The sequence below is a fragment of the Nocardioides sp. CPCC 206348 genome (assembly GCF_048654705.1).
Taxonomy (GTDB): domain Bacteria; phylum Actinomycetota; class Actinomycetes; order Propionibacteriales; family Nocardioidaceae; genus Nocardioides.
Genome location: NZ_JBMCZA010000179.1, coordinates 20,324 through 38,403, shown reverse-complemented (window position 1 = coordinate 38,403; position 18,080 = coordinate 20,324). Strand labels below are relative to the sequence as shown.

General features: G+C 70.9%; 10 protein-coding genes. 2 read left to right on the top strand and 8 right to left on the bottom strand.

Going from position 1 to position 18,080, the window contains the following annotated elements; translation table 11 throughout:
* On the top strand, positions 1–3,422 hold a 3,422-nt coding region (locus ACOADB_RS14355), incomplete at its 5' end, for an MBG domain-containing protein (RefSeq protein WP_378599802.1).
* Between the two features lie 18 nt (positions 3,423–3,440).
* On the opposite strand, the gene ACOADB_RS14350 is transcribed toward ACOADB_RS14355, so the two are convergent.
* The 3 genes from ACOADB_RS14350 to ACOADB_RS14340 all read right to left on the bottom strand — a co-directional run bounded on the left by ACOADB_RS14350 (position 3,441) and on the right by ACOADB_RS14340 (position 5,847).
* Positions 3,441–4,004 (bottom strand): GNAT family N-acetyltransferase, encoded by a 564-nt coding sequence (locus tag ACOADB_RS14350; RefSeq protein ID WP_378599799.1) that lies wholly within the window; start codon positions 4,002–4,004, stop codon positions 3,441–3,443.
* A gap of 65 nt (positions 4,005–4,069) precedes the next feature.
* The gene (locus ACOADB_RS14345; RefSeq protein ID WP_378599796.1) at positions 4,070–4,735 is read right to left on the bottom strand and encodes a response regulator; all 666 of its coding nucleotides are present in this window, start codon (positions 4,733–4,735) and stop codon (positions 4,070–4,072) included.
* Positions 4,732–5,847: a sensor histidine kinase gene (locus tag ACOADB_RS14340; RefSeq protein ID WP_378599794.1), complete on the bottom strand. Its 1,116-nt coding sequence runs from the start codon at positions 5,845–5,847 to the stop codon at positions 4,732–4,734. Before ACOADB_RS14340 ends, ACOADB_RS14345 begins: the two co-directional genes overlap by 4 nt.
* A 159-nt stretch (positions 5,848–6,006) precedes the next feature.
* On the opposite strand from ACOADB_RS14340, the gene ACOADB_RS14335 reads away from it, so the two are divergent.
* Positions 6,007–6,435 (top strand): hypothetical protein, encoded by a 429-nt coding sequence (locus ACOADB_RS14335; RefSeq protein WP_378599791.1) that lies wholly within the window; start codon positions 6,007–6,009, stop codon positions 6,433–6,435.
* Positions 6,436–6,511: 76 nt separating this feature from the next.
* Here ACOADB_RS14335 and ACOADB_RS14330 read toward each other — a convergent pair whose 3' ends face one another.
* From ACOADB_RS14330 to hrpB, 5 genes are all read right to left on the bottom strand, one after another.
* Positions 6,512–9,322, bottom strand: a complete 2,811-nt coding sequence (locus ACOADB_RS14330) for an immune inhibitor A domain-containing protein (protein WP_378599788.1) — start codon at positions 9,320–9,322, stop codon at positions 6,512–6,514.
* Positions 9,323–9,443: 121 nt separating this feature from the next.
* Positions 9,444–12,737 (bottom strand): hypothetical protein, encoded by a 3,294-nt coding sequence (locus ACOADB_RS14325; protein ID WP_378599785.1) that lies wholly within the window; start codon positions 12,735–12,737, stop codon positions 9,444–9,446.
* A 142-nt stretch (positions 12,738–12,879) separates the two neighbouring features.
* Complete coding sequence (locus ACOADB_RS14320) at positions 12,880–14,499, bottom strand: helicase (RefSeq protein ID WP_378599782.1); 1,620 nt, start codon at positions 14,497–14,499, stop codon at positions 12,880–12,882.
* Positions 14,500–14,761: 262 nt separating this feature from the next.
* Positions 14,762–15,538 (bottom strand): alpha/beta fold hydrolase, encoded by a 777-nt coding sequence (locus tag ACOADB_RS14315; RefSeq protein WP_378599780.1) that lies wholly within the window; start codon positions 15,536–15,538, stop codon positions 14,762–14,764.
* Between the two features lie 23 nt (positions 15,539–15,561).
* Positions 15,562–18,054, bottom strand: a complete 2,493-nt coding sequence (gene hrpB / locus ACOADB_RS14310; protein ID WP_378599948.1) for an ATP-dependent helicase HrpB — start codon at positions 18,052–18,054, stop codon at positions 15,562–15,564.
* Positions 18,055–18,080 lie beyond the last annotated feature (26 nt).

Sequence of the window (18,080 nt, the reverse complement as noted above, 5' to 3'; positions counted from 1 at the left end):
ACTACGACATCGCGTACGTCGGCGGCACGCTGACGGTGGCCAAGGCCGAGATCGTCATCACCGCGGTGCCCCAGAGCAAGACCTACGGCACGCCCGACCCGGCCTTCACGTACACCGTCGCCGGTCTGGCGAGTGGCGACGCGCTGACGACCGACCCGACGTGCTCGGTGACGGGTACGCACGTGAACGTCGGCAGCTACGTCATCGCCTGCGCGGGCGCCGATGCCGGTGCCAACTACACGATTCGCTACGAGACCGGCACCCTCCAGGTCACCAAGGCCACCGCAACGGTGATCGCGGACAACAAGACGAAGGTCTACGGCGCCGCCGACCCGGCGTACACCTACGACGTGCAGGGCCTGGTCAACGGCGACACGCTGACGACCCCGGCATCCTGCTCGGTCACCGGTGCGCACGCGAATGTCGGGAGCTACCCGATCACCTGCTCGGGCGCGAGCGCCGGTGGCAACTACGACATCGCCTACGTCGGCGGCACGCTGACGGTCACCAAGGCCACGGTCGTCATCACGGCCGACCCGAAGTCCAGGGCATATGGCGCGCCCGACCCGGCCTTCACGTTCACCGTCTCGGGCCTGGTCAGCGGCGACCAGCTCGTCGACCAGCCGACCTGTGACGTCGCCGGACCGCACGTGAATGCCGGCACCTACGACATCACGTGCTCCGGGGCCGATGCCGGCAACAACTACGACATCGAGTACGTCGACGCCCAGCTGACGGTCACCGCGAAGACCGTCGTCGTCACGGCCGACGACGCCAGCAAGGTGTACGGGTCGGCCGACCCGGCCTTCACGTACACGGTGGCGGGCCTGGCGAGCGGCGACCAGCTGCTCGACCAGCCGACCTGCGACGTGGCGGGGGCACACCACGACGTGGGCACGTACGCCATCACCTGCTCGGGCGCGGATGCCGGCACCAACTACGTCGTCAGCTACGCCGCGGGCTCCCTCGAGGTGACACCGAAGACGCTGGCGATCACTCCCGATGACGCCATCAAGACCTTCGGTGACCCCGATCCGGTGTTCGGCTACTCGGTCGACGGCCTGGTCGGCTCCGACACCCTCGTCGATGCGCCGCTCTGCGAGCCCCGCGTCGCGCACGAGAACGTCGGAAGCTATCCGATCCTCTGCAGCGACGCCGACGCGGGCGACAACTACACGATCGAGTACTACACCGGGGAGCTGGACGTGGTGCCCGCCGCAGTGGTGGTGACCGCCGACAACAAGTCGATCACCTACGGCGACGCCGAGCCGGCCTTCACCTGGTCGGTCTCCGGGATCGACGCGGAGGACCTGGTCACCGACCCGGCCTGCACCGTCGCCGGAGCCCACAGCGACGCCGGTTCCTACGACATCGAGTGCTCCGGTGCGAGCGCCGGACCGAACTACACGGTGTCGTACCAGCCGGGCACGCTGACCGTGGCGCGCAAGGTCGTCACCGTCGTCCCGGACAGCCAGGTGACCGTCTTCGGGGACGACGACCCCGACTTCACCTGGACGACCGACGGCCTCGTCGGCGACGACGACCTGGTCACCGACCCGACGTGTGGCCCCACCGACGCGCACTCCGCGGTCGGCAGCTACCCGATCACCTGCACCGGTGCGGACGCAGGCGACAACTACACCGTCGAGTACGGCACCAGCACCCTCACGGTGACGGCCAAGGCAGGTGTGGTGGTCGCCGACGACCAGCAGATCACCTTCGGTGAGGACGACCCGGAGTTCACCTACCAGGTCTCCGGCCTCAACGGCTCCGATGAGCTCCTCACGCCGGCGACGTGCTCGGTCAGTGGTCCGCACAGCAATGTCGGTACGTACCCGATCACCTGCTCGGGTGGCGATGCAGGCGGCAACTACACGCTGTCGTACGAGGCCGGCTCACTGGTCGTCGTACCGGCCGGGGTGACGATCACCGCGGACAACAAGTCCAGGGTGCACGGCGAACCCGACCCGGCGTTCACCTACCAGGTGACCGGCCTGCTCGGTGGCGACGACCTGGTGACTCCGCCGGTCTGTGACGTCGCCGGGCCGCACACCGCGGCAGGGGAGTACGACATCACCTGCGCGGGGGCGGACGCAGGGGACAACTACGACATCACCTACGTCGACGGCACCCTGGAGGTCACCCGGGCCACGGTGACCATCACGGCCGACGCCAGGTCCAAGGTGTACGGCGCCGACGACCCGGGCTTCACGTTCGGTGTCTCCGGCCTGGTCGGTGACGCCCAGCTCGTCACCGCACCGACGTGTACGGCGGCCGACCCGCACACCGCGGTCGGCAGCTACGCCATCACCTGCTCGGGTGCCGACGCCGGGCCCAACTACACCGTGGAGTACCAGCAGGGGACGCTCACGGTGACCCCGGCGCTGCTCACGGTGACGGCGGACGACAAGACCAAGGTGCAGGGCAACCCGCTGCCGACCTTCACCGCCACCATCACCGGTTACGTCAACGGCGACGACAGTGGTGACATCAGCGGCGCTCCGGCCCTCGGCACGTCGGCGACGGCCACGAGCCCGGCGGGCACCTACCCGATCACCGCCGCGATCGGCACCCTGTCGGCAGCCAACTACACGTTCGCCTTCGTGGCAGGCACCCTGACGGTCACGTCACAGCCGCCGACGGCCACGATCGTCACCCCGCCGTCGGGCGCGGTGTACTTCCAGGGCCAGACGGTGAAGGCGAACTACTCGTGTGCCGACCCGGACGGAACGGTGACGAGCTGTGTGGGCACGGTCGCGAACGGAGCTGACGTGAACACGGCAACGACGGGCACGAAGACGTTCTCCGTCATCGCCACCGACAACAACGGCCTCACCGGCACGGCGTCCACCAGCTACCAGGTGGTCCCGGTCGTGGGCGCCTGCCGCGGTACTGCGGTGTCGGTCCTCGGCATCACGCTGGCCGACGCCAACCCGGCGACGACCCCGTGTGTCGCGGCGACCGAGCGGGTCCTGAAGGCCAACGTCACCGTGACGCCCAGCGTCCTGCTCCTGCCGGCACAGACGGTCAAGGCCGACGTGATCCAGGGAGTGACCGAGAAGACGACAGGCGGGTCCAAGGCGTCCGCTGAGGTCAGCGGGGCATCCATCTCCCTGATCGGCGCGACGATCAAGATCAACGCGCTCACCAGCTCCGCCTCCTCGCAGCTCTCGAGCTGCACGGGCGGAGCCGCGACCGCCGGTTCGTCGAAGGTCGCGGGCCTCACCATCAACGGGGTCCAGGTGGTGCCCGCGGGCGGCCTCAGCGCCCCGCTGAAGGTCGACGTCGGCCTGGTGAGCGTCTCGATCAACGAGCAGACGAGGGTGGGCAACACCATCACCCAGACGGCGCTGCGCATCACGGTCCTCGGCACCGAGATCGTCCTCGGACGCTCGATCGCTGGTGCGAACTGCGGCAGCTGATCCGGGCAGACGGGGCGCCTACAGGCGGCTGAAGGGTTCGGCGTAGACGAAGCGGCCGACGGGGTGCGTGCCCGTGCCGAGTGCCCGCGCCTGGAAGTAGTCGCCCCAGGCCGGGTCCGGTGACGCGATCCCACACTCGCTCGCCGGCACGAAGCCGAATCTCCCGTAGTACGCCGGGTCGCCGAGGAGGGCGACGAGGGCCTCGCCTCGCTGCTCGGCGCGGCTCAGGAGCTCGCGGACCAGTTCTCCGCCGACTCCTTCGCGCTGGTGGTCGGGGCGGACGCTCAGCGGTCCGAGGCCGAGCGCGGGCTCGCCGTCGACGTACGCCCGGGTGGCCACGACGTGGCCGACGACCTGGCCCCCGGAGGTCGCCACCAGGGAGAGGTCGGGCAACCAGCCGTCGTCGTCGCGGAGCCAGGCCAGCAGGTCGACCTCGCCCGGCGGTCCGCCGATCCGGGTCGGGGGAGCGGAGTGCTCGGCGAGCGAGAACGCCGCCCCCACGACCGAAGCGATCTCATCGACGTCGCCGGCGAGCTCGGTGCGGATGTCGATTGATGGTGAGGCAGATGGGGAAGAAGTCATGGTCCGACGCACGCTAACCGCACTGCCCGCCCCGATTCGACCGGGTTTCGCGGGTGCTGCGGTGCCTACCAACCGGGAGACGGGTGATCCGGGCGCACCAGTCCGGCCTCGTGGGCGACGATCACGGCCTGCACCCGGTCGCGAATGCCGAGCTTGGACAGCAGGCTGGCGACGTGCGTCTTCACCGTCCCCAGCGCGAGGAACAGCTCAGCGGCGATCTCCGCATTCGTGCAGCCACGCGCGACCAGGGCCAGCACCTCGCGCTCACGATCGGTGAGCCGCTCGAGAAGCTCCGGGCGTGATCGCGGCTGGCTGCGGCGGAAGTGCTGGAGCACGACGCCGGTCACCGCCGGGTCCAGCCTGCCTTCGCCCGCAGCCACGCCGTGGATCGATGCGAGCAGCTGCTCCGGCGGGGTGTCCTTGAGCAGGAACCCGTGTGCGCCCGCGGTCAGCGCCTCGAAGACGACCTCGTCCTGCCCGAACGTGGTGAGCACGAGCACCCGGGTCTCCGTGGTGGCGACCACCTCCCGGGTGGCGGCGAGGCCGTCCATGCGGGGCATCCGGACGTCGAAGAGGGCGACCGCGGGCGAGGTACGACGGACCAGGGCCACCGCATCGATCCCGTCCACCGCTTCGCCCACCACCTCGATCGCGGGGTCGGTGGCCAGGATCGTGCGCAGACCGGTCCGGACGAGCGGTTGGTCGTCGGCGATGACCACGCGGACCGTCATCGGCCGCTCCCTGCGCCGAGGGGGAGAGTGGCGTCGAGCATCCAGCGCTCGCCATTCGCTCCCACCGTCAGGGTGCCGCCGAGGAGCCGGATCCGTTCCCGCATGCCGGCGAGTCCGCGTCCCGAGCCGCTGCTGTTCCCCTCCTGGCCGATCAGGTTGGTGATCTGGATCCGGAGACCGGCGCCGCTCGGCGCGACGGCGAGGTCGACCGCTCCCGTGCCGTGCCGCAGCGCGTTGGTCAGGGCCTCCTGGACGATCCGATGGGTCGCGAGGGCCACGCCGGCGGGGATGTCAGGGGGCACGTCGTACTCCCCGACGTGGACGTCCTGCCCGGCGCTGCGCACGCGCTCGACCAGGTCGCTGATTCCGCTCGGGCCCGGCAGTGGCTCGTGCGGACCGTCGGCGAGAGCGGGATCCCGCAACACCTCGAGCATGGCGCGGAGCTCGGTCAGCGCTTCGCGTCCCGAGCGCTCGATGTCGCCGAACGCCTCTGCGGCCTCGGGGTCGCTGTCGGCGAGCCGGAGGCGCTGACCGCCCGCCCGCACGACCATCACGGACACCGAGTGCGCCACCACGTCGTGCAGCTCGCGCGCGATCCGGTCGCGCTCCGCGGCCGCCCCCTCGCTCGCCGCGCGGTCGCGGGCCGCCTCCGCGTCGGTGATCCGTTGCAGCGCGCCCACCGAGATCCGGCGCACGGCCCGACCCGCGACCCACGGCATGCCCCAGATCACCAGCGGCCAGAAGTCGAGCAGGTCGCCGTCGGGGGAGAGCGCGTGTCCGGTCCAGGTCAGGGCCAGTGTCGATCCTCCCGCGACCCAGGCGCCGGGCCCTTCGGCCTCGGTGGCGAGGAAGTACAGCGCGAGCAACAGGGGCAGTACGACGGTCTGCGGCGGGAACTCGCCGGGGGTCGTGGCGCTCAGCCCGATCGTCACGGTCAGGAGGGCAGCGGGCGCCAGCCAGGGCAGGGCTCGTCTGAAGATGAGCGTCAGCCCGGCCGGGATGACAACAGCGAGGGCGACCGGAACCGACTGGACGGTCTCCGGGTGCACGTCGATGCACGCGATCGCGGTGGTCACGACCGCGAGCACCACGTCGGTCGCGCGAGGTCTCACCCCACCACGCTAGCTGCGGCCGCGACCGGGCACATCGGTCTTCAGACCGATTGTCACTACCTCCGCAGACCCACCGAGGTCACGTCGACGGACCGATGCGCGGACAGGGATGCGCGTCGAAGCATGGAGCCATCAACCACCGCTCCCCTGGAGGAAACCATGGACGTCTCCGTCTCTTCGCCCGTCACCACGACCCGCCACGCGTGGGTGCCTGCCGTCGGCGCCCTCGCCGGCACCGCGCTCACCGTGAAGGCAGCGCTGATCATCGGTTCCGGCAACGGTGTCGGTGACCAGCCGATGGCGGTGCTCTACCTCGCTGGCATCGCGGTGGGCATCGTTGCGGCCGTCGGCCTCGGGCTCCGGCGCCGCCCGTTGTGGCAGCGGATCGTCGTGGGAGTGGCCGCTCCACTGCTCCTGGTGCTCTGGATCCTCGGCCTCGGCGAGGTCCTCAACCCGATCGCAGAACTGTTCAGCAACGAGGCGTACGTCGGCGACGAGCTGCCGGTCGGGGTGGCCGGCCTGGTGCTGCTCGCCACGTCGTTGATCGGCTACCGCGCCGACGAGTCGGGCCGTGTCGGCCAGCCTTGAGGTTCGGCGCAGAACGCCGCTGCCGACGCCAGGACGAGTCCTGGCGTCGGCAGCCTGCGTGGTTTCCTCGGGACTACTAGGGGGTCGGCGGCACGATGTGGATCTTCGCTGCCGTGTTCCCGCTCTTCACCTCCAGCAGCTGGAACTTCGTGTTCCACGCGACGCCGGCGTCGGCAGGGTTGCCCGTGCCGAGGAGGCTGTTGATGCCCAGGTCGATCCCGTACAGGTCCGGGCGGGGTGACCCGTCCTGGCCGACGACACGCGTCGAGTACGGCGCGTTGCCCCTCGACGGAACCACCGTCGATGCGTCGATGTCACGGAAGAAGATGCTGCTGCCGCGGACCTCGATACCCGGGTACCAGCCCTGGGCATCCGTGAACGTGCTCACCGGCGCCTGGGCACCGATGGAGGTGCAGTACTCGCTGAACGGCTCGGCCGGCAGCAGCTCGAAGCACTCGTTGAACGGCTTGGTCGGAACCAGGCCGAACGCGGCGTTCGAGGACTGCGGACGCGAGGGCATGTTGTTCAGCGTGCTCGGGTCCTTGTCGGCGGCGACCCCGGTCCGTCGGAACGGGTCGAAGTGGCTGTCGACGAGCAGGAGTCCGCCCTTGGAGCCGGCGCTGGGCAGTGCTGTGGTCGTGGACGTGACGTGGTTGACGTTGCCCCACGTCGTGTCGCGGTACCACACCAGCATGCCCGGCGCGTTGTACTTGATCCGCTCGACCTTCCACGCGTCATGGGCGTACGACGAGTCGTAGGCGTACTGGAGGCCCTTGTCGAAGCCGTCGTAGTTGCGCCACTCGATCAGGTAGTAGTGCGCCCGGGTCGACGTACCCGTGTCACGGTGCCAGCCGGCTCCAGTCGTGTCCGTGAACGAGTCCACGGTCGCCACCCAGTCGCCATCGGTCTCGGCGTCGTCACTCCACACGGTGGCGCCGCCCGCGGTCACCGAGAAGTCGTCCGCGAACCAGCCGCGCTCGACGAACGCCTCGTCCGTGGCTTCGCGCAACCGCAGCTTGACGTTCTGCCCTGCGAAGGCGCCGAGCTTGACGTAGTCGAGCCGCCAGCCGTGGCTGTCGCCGGTGAGGCCGTACTTCTTGTCCCCGAAGTCGTGCATCCGGCCGTTGGGGTCGGCGTAGCCGTCCGGTGTGGACACCTCGACGTCATTGCCGGTGTAGACCTTCTGCTCGGTCCAGGTGGTGCCACCGTCGGTCGAGACCTCGATGAAGCCGAAGTCCCAGTCCTCCTCGATGACGTAGTTGTTCCACACGTTGAACCGGGCGTCGGCGTTGTCCGGTACGGCGATGTCACGGGTCAGCCGGATGTCGGCCCAGTCCTGGTCGGCGCCGGAGTACCACATGTTCGCGCCGCTGTGCGGCGTGGCCAGGGTGATCACCTTCGGCGGCAGGTTCACCTTGACGCCGTCCTTGGTGCCCTTGGGCGTGCGGGACGTCTGGCCGACGATGACGTCGCGCGGTGCGTCACCCGGGTTGAGCTGGAGCGGGTCGGCCCAGCCGAGCACCCACTTGTCCCAGATGCCCATGTGGGTCGGCAGCGACTGGAAGATCGGGCCCGAGTGCGAACCCGAGCTCATCAGGTCCCAGAAGTCGATGTCGGACTCGCCTGCGCCGGAGGTGTCGTAGAGGTCCGGCAGGCCGAGGTCGTGGCCGTACTCGTGGGCGAAGACACCGACACCGGAGTCCTCGGGCTGCACGATGTAGTTCGCCACGGCGACGTCGGTGCCCGGCACCGGGTAGCCGCCGGGCACCGTCGAGGAGTGTGCCCAGATCGCGTAGACGCCCTGGGAGCCACCGCCACCGGACTTGTCCTCGCCGGCCCGCACGAGCACGAGGTGGTCGACCACGCCGTCGGGCTCGAGGACGTTGCCGTCACCGTCGACGTCGCCCTGGTCCTCGATGTCGTAGTCCTCCCACGGGAAGTCGGGCTGGGCCGCGGCCAGTGCGTCGACGGCGTCCTTGGCCAGCGTGCCTGCTCCGCCCGGGTTGTCCGGGTGGCCGCTCATGTTCTGGGGTTCCGGAGCGGTCCAGACGCCGTTCTCCAGGAAGCAGCGGCTCGCGCCGTACCAGCCTTCGGAGTGCGGGACCTTCACCCAGGGCGTCGCCGAGCCGGAGACGGTGTAGGCGTTCTTGGACATCTCCTCGTACATGTTCTTCATCGTGTAGCCGGAGATGTCGAAGCCGGGCTGGCCGTCGGGGCCGGTGAGGTCGGTGCGGACCCGGTCGGTGATGCCGGTCGAGGTGTAGAGCATCTTGTTGAAGTGCTCGGGGGAGAAGTCGGGCACCCACATGGAGTTGTTGTCGGGGTGCGACGCGTTCGCGGGATTCGGGATGTTGTTGTGCAGCGGGCCGTTCTGGACGTTGCCGGCCACACAGTTGCGCGACTCGAAGACCGTCTCCGGGACCATCGAGCCGGTGAAGTCGTCGTTCGCGGTGGTGCTGAAGTCGACCAGGAGGGTGAGCAGCTTCGCGGTCTGGGTGCTCTTGGCACCCTTGATCGCCTTGGGGCTCTTGCCCGTCTTGATCGCCTTGGCCTCCAGCTTGGCCAGTTGACGGGCGGTGACCGGGTTGCCGCGGGCGTGCTTGGCATCCACCTCATACGCGCGGGCGAGGGCATCGGGCTTCCGATGCGTGATCTTGCCGGTCTTCTTGTCGACCTTGGCGTCGTCCCCGACCGAGCGTTCGGCTTGTGGCGCGACGTAGTTGATGTAGCCGTCGTCGTAGGCGCTTGCGCCGGTGGGCGCGTTCGATGGCGCCGCGGCTGTCGTTCCGGACGCGCCCACGCCGGACAGAGCGGCGGCGGAGAGCGCGAAGGTGGCAACGACGGCGGCTGCGCGCATCGGCCTGCGTGCGAACCTGCTGGTGGTCATGATTCCCCCCTGAGAGAAACCCGGGTCTGGGTCGGTCGAGGACAGCGCCGCTGGTGGCGGCCCACTGATCTTGCTCTTGTGACTCCCGTCACGTAAAGGGTCCGGGCCAAGGATTTACTGCCTACTCGTCCCTGAGCGGTGCCAGTCGGTCCCGGAGGTCGGACAGCGTGCCGTGGCCGTCGACGCAGACGGGGTCGGGCGGTTCGGCCGAAACGGTCGACACGGTCGGGCAGCCGGTGCTCCGGGCTTCGTCCATGTCGGACACGAGGTCGTCGACGCTCTCGTCGGAGAGCACCCAGCCCAGCGGGGCCGACAGGGTCGGCTGGGTCGCCTGGTGCACCACGAAGACCTGCCGCTCCGACACCTGCTGCTGGAGCAGCTGCTGGCACGCCGTGGGCCCGGCGTCCGGCGCGGCGACGCTCGGCTCGGAGCACAGGAACCTCTCGGCGGCGTCGGCGCCCTGCCGGAGCAGTGCGCTCGTCGGGGCCTGCCGGGTGGCGGCGGCGCTGATGGCCCACAGCGGGATCAGGCTCTCGGCGATGGATCCGCCGCGCTGGTCGATCCCGAAGCTCGTTGCCGGGCCGTTGTCCAGGTAGACGACCATCGGCAGGATCAGCTCGCCCGTGCCGGCGGCGAGCACCTCGTCGTTGTGGGCACGCACGAGCGGCCCCCACTGCGACGCCAGGTCGACGATCGTGCCGAGTCCGGTGTTGTCGGTGATCCCGCCGTCGATCAGGGGTGTCTCGGTCAGCTCGCCGCAGGGCCCGACCACGGCCGAGGGGGTGACGTACGGGAAGCGCCCGGACACCAGTCCTGCCGTCAGGGCGCTGATGTTGCCGACGCAGTTCTCCTCGGTGTCGGCCGTGGCCTCGGTGGCCCCGAAGGAGCCGAGGACGTCGTAGCTGTTCGGCCCCGCTCCGCCGGTGCCGCAACCGGGTGCGTTGCTGGTGTCGGTCATCGACGGTGCGGCGCTCATGTCCGGGGGAGACAGGTCGATCTGGCTCCACAGGGCCCGGCAGCCGTCGTACGAGTCGGTCGAGGTCAGCACCAGGTGACCGGTCACCGAGTCCAGGGCCGAGTCGTCCTCCTCGATGAACCGGTGGTCCGCGGGACCGTCGCCGGTGTCCGCCTCGTCCCACGCCTCCACCCAGACCTCCTGCATCGTGGCGGCGCGGTCGGTGCCGTCCGGGTCCGTGTCGGCCGGCGGCGCACCGACCCGGACGCCGATCGTCGAGGCCAGCAGGTCACCGGTCACGAGGGCCACGGCCCCGGCGCCGAGCGAGTCGGGGCCGCGGATGGCATCCACCGCTGCCAGCGGTTCGTCGTCGTACCGGCCGATCGTGAGGCCGAGCGAACCGCCACTGGCGCCGGTGGAGAACAGCGTCATCCTCTGGCCGCAGGATCCGCCGGCGTCCGCGACCTCCTCGAGCCCCTGCGCCGTCCAGTACGTCGCGCGGATGCCGCCGCCCTCGGCGGCCAGGATGAGCATCGGGCGGGCGTCGAACGGTGTCTCCTTGCCGTCGACCATCACCGTGATCGCGTCGGGGGCGACGCAGGGCGACGGGCCGTCGGCCCAGTCCTCGAAGGCCTCGGTCAGTGTCGGACGTGTGGGCACCGCCCGGTACTCCTCCTTGTCCTGGTCGATGCCGTGCACGAAGGTCGGAGAGCCGATCTGGGCCGTCCCGACGAGGCCGATCAGGATGAACGGGACGATCGGCGTGGCCGTCAGCCAGGGCCGCGGGACGACCAGCAGGATCTCGGGCGGACGGCTCTCCTGGGCGTAGGCGACGACCACCCCGAGCAGCATCATGGCCGCGCCGAGGGCAAGGGTCACGGACGCGACGACTCCCACCCGGGAGGCCCAGCCGATGGGGTCGAAGGCCATCCAGCCGAAGGCACCGCCGGAGCCGGCGAGGAGCAGGACCCGTATCCACTGGCTGTTCTCGCCGGTGACGCGGGTCCCGTCGGTGTCTGCGTCCTCGTACACCGGCGCGGTCGGCGTCGCCCAGACCGCGAGCAGGGATGGCTGCCCGGTCGGCGGGTCGGGGATGTCGAGGCGCTTGAGCACCGGCCCGGCGAGGAACCACGGCAGTACGGCGGCTCCGATCGCGAGCGGGATCGCCAGCCACAGCTGCCAGGGCACCTCGACGTCCTTCGTCGAGAGACCGGCTCCGAGCAGTCCGATCCAGGCGCGCATCATGCCGAGCCCGAGGGAGGCCACCGCCGCGATGGCCAGCGCGTCGCCGACGGCCATGACGTGCGCGGGTCGGGTGGAGGCCGTCTCCTGCCGTGCGGCGGGGCCCGGGTACCCGTCCTCCTTCGCCCGCTTCTGGAAGCGCCACCGCATGGCGCAGGAGGCGATCGGCACGGACACCGTGATGAAGCAGAAGACGGCGAGGCGCCTCCCGTCGGTCGGCCAGTCGCGCACCTCGGCGAGGCCGAACAGGGCCGCAGCGATCGCCGGTGCGATCAGCCAGTGCCACAGGTGCGCCTCGCGCGGTTCGCCCTTCGGGTAGTACCAGGGCCAGCCGCGGCCGTCCTTCGCCTGGTCATGGAACCGCTTGAACGCACAGTCCGCACGCAGTCGTCCGAGGAAGAAGATGGCGGGGGCAACGACCACGAGGGTCGCCAGCACGGCCCACACGAGGTGCCAGGCCTCGTGGCCGCCGTACAGCCAGCGTCGTTCGATGTCCGGCACCTGGTCCCCGACCTTCGGAACCGGGAGGCAGGCGAGGGCGGCGACCGGGAGGAAGGCGAGCAGGGAGTACCGCTGCACCCAGAGCGCGCTCCGCCACGGCTTCACGACGTCGCCCCGGTCCTTGGCGAGCAGCGAGAGCACGAAGGACCCGAGTACGACGGCGGCGGTCGCCCACTTGAGGGCCGTGAGCGCCACGAGGAGGAACGGCTGGTCGTAGCCGCCGGCGGGGCCTGCGTCGACCCGCTGGTTGCCGGCGAACCACATGACGACGTTCTCGAGGACGTCGAGGGCGCAGAGCGACAGGACGACGACGTCGAGGAAGCCGTGCCACTTCGCCGGCACGAAGCTCGCGCGCACGATCCTGCGCAGGAGCAGGGTGTAGACCGCGATGAACCCGAGGTCGATCACGAGGAAGAACCGCAGCAGCCGGTTCCAGGCGCTGAGGTCCTCGGCGGCCATCGGCAGGGCCCAGAAGTCCCGCACGCTCGGGAACCTGAGGCCCGACAGCGCGCCGAAGTCCATCGCGGCCTCGCCGCCGGCGACGAAGCCGCGGGCCAGTCCGTTGATCTCGTTGAGCGCGAGCAGGGCACCGAGCAGGAGGGTCCAGAGCACGGCGACCCTGTAGTCGCGGTTCTCCGGATGGAGCCGGTGGGTGGCGGTCGGCTCGGGCGGCGTCACGCGCGTCCCGAACAGGAGCCGCTTCAGCGTGGTCAGCATCCTCGGCTCCGGCTGGGGGACGGGAGCGAGTCGTCGGACGGGGAGATCGGCAGATCCTGCGCCATGACGGCACGCTAGTGCTCGGCGCGCCCTCGTGTCCTCGGGTGAGCCGGTTGTTGCCCGATCAGGCGGTGTTGCCCGATCAGGCGCCGTCCTCGGTCAAGGTCGTGGGCGGCAGCCAGTCGGCTCCGAGGAGCTGGGCAAGGTCGGCGAGACCGGTGGTGTCGCTTCCCACCGTGTCGGAGGCGGCGGCGATGCGCTCGACCATCACCTTGCCGACCTGCTCCTCGACCGTGCCTTCGGCGTACGCGATGTGCCACGGCGAGACCTGGTGGTCGCGGTGGGTGCGGCCGGTCACCTGCCGCCCGGCGATGCCCGAGAAGCGGGCCTGGTGGAAGACGCCGACCCGCGGCTCGGTGCTGGCCTGGCGGCCGTCGGCGAGGGTCTCGCCGGCATGCAGGCTGATCGAGGCGACGGTGGTGAAGACGCAGACCTTCGCCTGCCCGGTCTGGAACCGGAGCCGCTCGGCCTCGGGATCGAACCGGTCGCGCCCGTAGATCGTGGCGACGTCGATGCCGGAGTCACGCAGCCGCTCGGCGATCGGGTCGGCAGCGGTCGTGACGAACTCGACCGAGCACGCCACCTGTCGCTCGGCCTCGACCTGCTGGGCGATCCAGGCGACCGTCGAGTCGACCCGGATCAGCCCGGCCTTCTGCCGGAAGCGCAGGAGTGCGGCCCGGCCCTTCGCGACATTGCGGCCGTGCCGGGCGATCTCCATCTCGCGACAGAACTCTCCCCATTCGGCTTCGTACGTCGACCGCTCCGCCGGCGTGAGCGCCACCGGCATGCCGGAGATCGGCACCGGCCCCCACGGTGCGGCGCGGTGCAGCATCGCCGGAGGCCGCTCCTCGTCGAGCCAGCCGCGCACGAGCTTGAGGTCCGCAGCGCGCCGCGCCGGATCGGTGGTCCAGGTGGCGCCGTAGCGTCCGTGTTCCACCCCGACGCCGTGGCGCTCGAGTGCCGTGGCGAACGCGGCCCCGGCCTGGGTCGCCGAGGTCCACTCCTTCATCGGCTCGCCGAGAACCTGCGCGTAGGCCGGTGCGAGGTACGGCAGCTCGAGCGGCGTGTGTCCGGGCGTCGCGGTCGTTGCGATGACGAACGGCGCCTTGTCGTGGGGCTTGCCATGTCCCGAGATCCGCGCCCAGTGCTTCCATCGCTTCGTTGTCGTACGGCGGAGTGCGTGGGCCTCGTCGGCAATGATCACGTCCCACGTGTGGTCCTTGACCTTCTCCAGCCGGTCCCACGTGATCACGACCCACTCGAGACCGCCGTGGCCCAGCGCCGTGATCGTGCGGCACCAGTGGCCGATCGTGATCGCGGCCGGCCGGTCGGCCACCACGAGCACTCGCCGCGCACCGCGGAGGTCGCCCACCGCCGTCGCTCCGAGGACCGCGGAGATCGTCTTGCCCACGCCGGGCTCGTCAGCCAGCAGGAACTGCCGCCCGCCCGCCGCGGCGCGCTCCGCGATCGCATCGGCTGCCTCGAACTGGATCTGCCGGGGCTCGAGCTCGTCGGTCGCCTCGGGGCTGGGCGTCGGGTCGTCGGGGTTGAGGTTGTTCTCGATGAACCGACCGAGCGTGTACGGACCGGGGGAGTACGGCGCGAGATGCGTGGGCAGGGAACGCCCGACGTACAGGTGGGTCTTGACGGCCGGGTGCCAGGTGGCGCCGTCGACCTGCGTCCCGTAGGGGACGTCGAGCACCCACAGCCGCTCGCCCGGCCCAGCTGCTGGCAACGGCCGCTCTGACTGTCGTGCCTTGCTGCGGCGCGGGGACGTGCTTCGTCGACGACTGCTGGATCGTCGGGAACTGGCCACCTCCCGACGCTATCGGGGTTGTCGCCGCCAGCTGGGTTGGCTCGCCCACGCCCGAGGCGTTGCCCCCGGCGAACGCGTGAGCGGGTCGTGTGCCCCACGCCCCGTCATGGCGTTGCCTCAGGCACACGACTCGCGCCAACCGTGGGGTTCAGGCAGTTCCGGTCAGGATCGTGGCAGCAACCAGATCCGGGTTGTCCCACATCGGCACGTGGCCGCAACCGGCCAGCTCCAGCCAGTTCGTGTGAGCGGGAAGCTCGTCGCGTCTGCGCGCCGACGGCGGGATCAGCTTGTCCTCCGCTGCCCACGCCACCGTGACCGGGATCGACAGGTCGCTGCCACCCCTGAACCGTTGGCTGCGCCGGGTCCGGATGTGTGTCGGCAGGCGCTCGGTGTTGGCGAAGTCGCGGGCCAGCGCTGCGGCTTCGGCCGGCTGCAAGGACGCGGCCGAGGTCATGGCTTCGCCGAGCAGCGGTCTGCGCCCTCGCGCGCTCTGCGCCAGTCGAGGGAGGACGGGTTGCGCCAGCTTGGCGCCGAAGTGCTGTCCGAGGAAGATCACCTCCCGCATCCGCGGCTGGCCACCGGCCCAGAGACCTGCCGGTGACAGCCCGACGACCGACCTCGCTCGGCCGATCAGCGCCAGCTCCAGGGCTGTCCATCCGCCGATGGAGTTGCCCGCGACATCGACCTGGTCGATGCCCAGTGTGTCGAGCAGCCCAGCGACCTCATGGGCGTAGCCGGCTGGATCCGGCTGGGCCGGCGCCTGGGGCAGGGGAGAGCGCCCGTGCCCGGGGAGGTCCGCCACGATGACCTGTCGCTGCGCGGCGAGGAGGGGCAGCACCGGTGCCCAGGTCCTGCCGGAGAGGCCGAAGGCGTGCAGGAGGAGCAGCGGTCGGCCAGAGCCTTCGACCATGTGGTGCAGAGTCATGGACCCACCCTGACACTCGCCCCTCAACTTCTGGGGCGAGGCCTGTTCGTACGTGCAGTAGCTGTTGCGCTGCGGGGATCCTCGGGCCAGGCGTGCTTGGGGTAGCGCCCGCGCAGATCAGCACGCACGCCCGGGTAGCCGTTGTCCCAGAACGAATCCAGGTCCGCAGTGACGGCCGCCGGGCGGCGTGCGGGGGAGAGCAGGTGCAGCAGGAGCGGGACCCTGCCGTCGGCGAGGACCGGTACGGCGGTCCAGCCGAACACCTCCTGCAGTCGTACGGCGAGCACCGGTTGCTCGGCGGAGTAGTCGATCCGCACGCTCGAGCCACTGGGGACCTCGACTCGCTCAGGGGCCAGGTCGTTGAGCCGTCCCGCCTGCGGCCAAGGCACCATCGCCCGCAACGCGGCAACTACGTCGATGCGACGCAGGTCCTGGGTCGAGCGGATCCGCGCCAGCTGCGGTCCGAGCCAGGACTGGAGGTTCTGTGTCAGGGCCACGTCGCTCACGTCGGGCCACGGGTCGCCGAGCGCGCGGTGCAGGAAGTCGAGGCGGGCACGCAGCGCCGTGGCGGCCTCCGTCCAGGAGAGGAGAGTGATCCCCTCGCTCGCGATCGCCTCCCGGATCGCGTCGGTCACAGCCTGCGCCGGCGGATCGCTGAGCGGGACGGAGCTGAGCTCGATCGCGCCCAGCAGCGCGCGTCGGCGAGCCACCACCCGCCCTGCGGTCCAGGTGACCTCGTCCACCTCGGTCCACAGGGATCCCGCCGCCTCCAGCGCGAGGTCCTCGGTGAGCGGGGCCGCCCCCCGGATCCGGGCTTCACGTTGCCCGGGTCGCCGTTCCGCGTCGCCGACCGCGAGCCACTCCAGTCCGGCCAGGGGGCCGGGGGACCGCGGGTCGAGGGCCGCGCCCGTCCCGGACGCCATCAGGTAGCTCGAGGAACCGGAGCGCTTGCGCGCAATCCGGTCCGGATGCGCCAGGGCCACCACCAACCCCACCGCCACGTCGTCGGTGAGCACCTGGGCGTGGTCCGACTTCTCGACGATCTTCTCCAGTCGGGTGACCTGCGTGCGCCAAGCGCCTGCCCGCTGGTCACCGCGCAGCGATCGGAGCGCAGCCACCAGGTCTCCGCCGGGAGCGCGCACGTCCTCGCTCAGCATCGCGACCACCTCTGCGGCCCGCTTGGGCCCGACGAGACCTGCCCCGTCGAGGAGGGCCCGCGCCAGCCTGGGATCGGCCGGTACCCCGGCGATCACCCGGCCCCGCGCGGTGGCTTTCCCGTCGGCGGTCATCGCGCCCAGCTCCACCAGCACCTCCCTCGCCGCCGACAGTGCGTGCGCCGGTGGCTGGTCGAGGAGTGCCAGGTCCTGTACGTCGTGGCTGCCCCAGCACGCCACCTCCAGGGCGAAGGCCGTCAGGTCGGCGGTCGCGATCTCGGGCTCCGGGTGCGCGGCCAAGTGCGCGTGCTCCGCCTCGGACCAACAACGCAGTACGGCGCCCGGCCCCAGCCGGCCGGCCCGTCCCGCCCGCTGCTCGGCCGCTGCCCGGCTCACCGCGACGGTGACCAGGGAAGCCAGTCCGCGACGGTGGTCGGTGCGCGGCTCGCGCGAGAACCCGGCATCCACCACGACGCGTACCCCGGGCACCGTCAGCGACGACTCGGCGACCGCGGTCGAGACGATCACTCGTCGGCGCGGCCCCTCGCTGAGCGCCCGATCCTGCTCGGCACCGGGCAGGCGTCCGTGCAGGGCGTGCACGTCAGCGTCCACGCCAGCAAGGCGTCGTACGGTCGCCTCGACCTCCGCGACGCCCGGTACGAAGACCAGGACGTCACCCTCGTGCTCGACGAGTGCGCGCCGTACGGTCGCCGCGACGTGGTTGTGGAAGGCCGGGGTGATGCCCCGGTCGTCGGTACGGCGTACCCCTGCAGGCAGCGGGCACCAGACCGCTTGCACCGGGTGCAGGGCACCCGGGACGCGGATGACCGGAGCGGACCCACCGAGCAGCGCGGCCGTCCGCTCGGCCTCGACGGTGGCCGACATCGCCACGATGCACAGGTCGTCGCGCAGGTTGGCCCGGATGTCGACCAGCAGCGCCAGGGTCAGGTCGGCGTCGAGGTGGCGTTCGTGCACCTCGTCAAGTACGACGGCCCCGACGCCCGCCAGCTCGGGATCATGCTGGATCCGCCGGAGCAGCAGGCCGGTCGTGACGATCTCGATCCGGGTACCCCGGCTGGTGCGCCGGTCTCCGCGGACGGAGTATCCGACCGTCTCCCCAACCGGTTCGCCCAGCAGGTGCGCCAGCCGACGGGCGGCAGCGCGGGCTGCGATGCGGCTGGGCTGCGTGACGACGACGCGTCCAGCAACGACCCCGGCGACCGCGGGTGGGACCAGGGTCGTCTTGCCCGTGCCGGGCGGTGCCTGGACCACCGCGACCCCGCGGGTGCGAAGCGCCTCCTCGAGATCGGCCAGGCCGGCGGTGACCGGGAGGTCGGGCGGCGCGGCGAGCAGGCTGCGCAGCGGGTCTCCCCGATGCGGACCGGGGA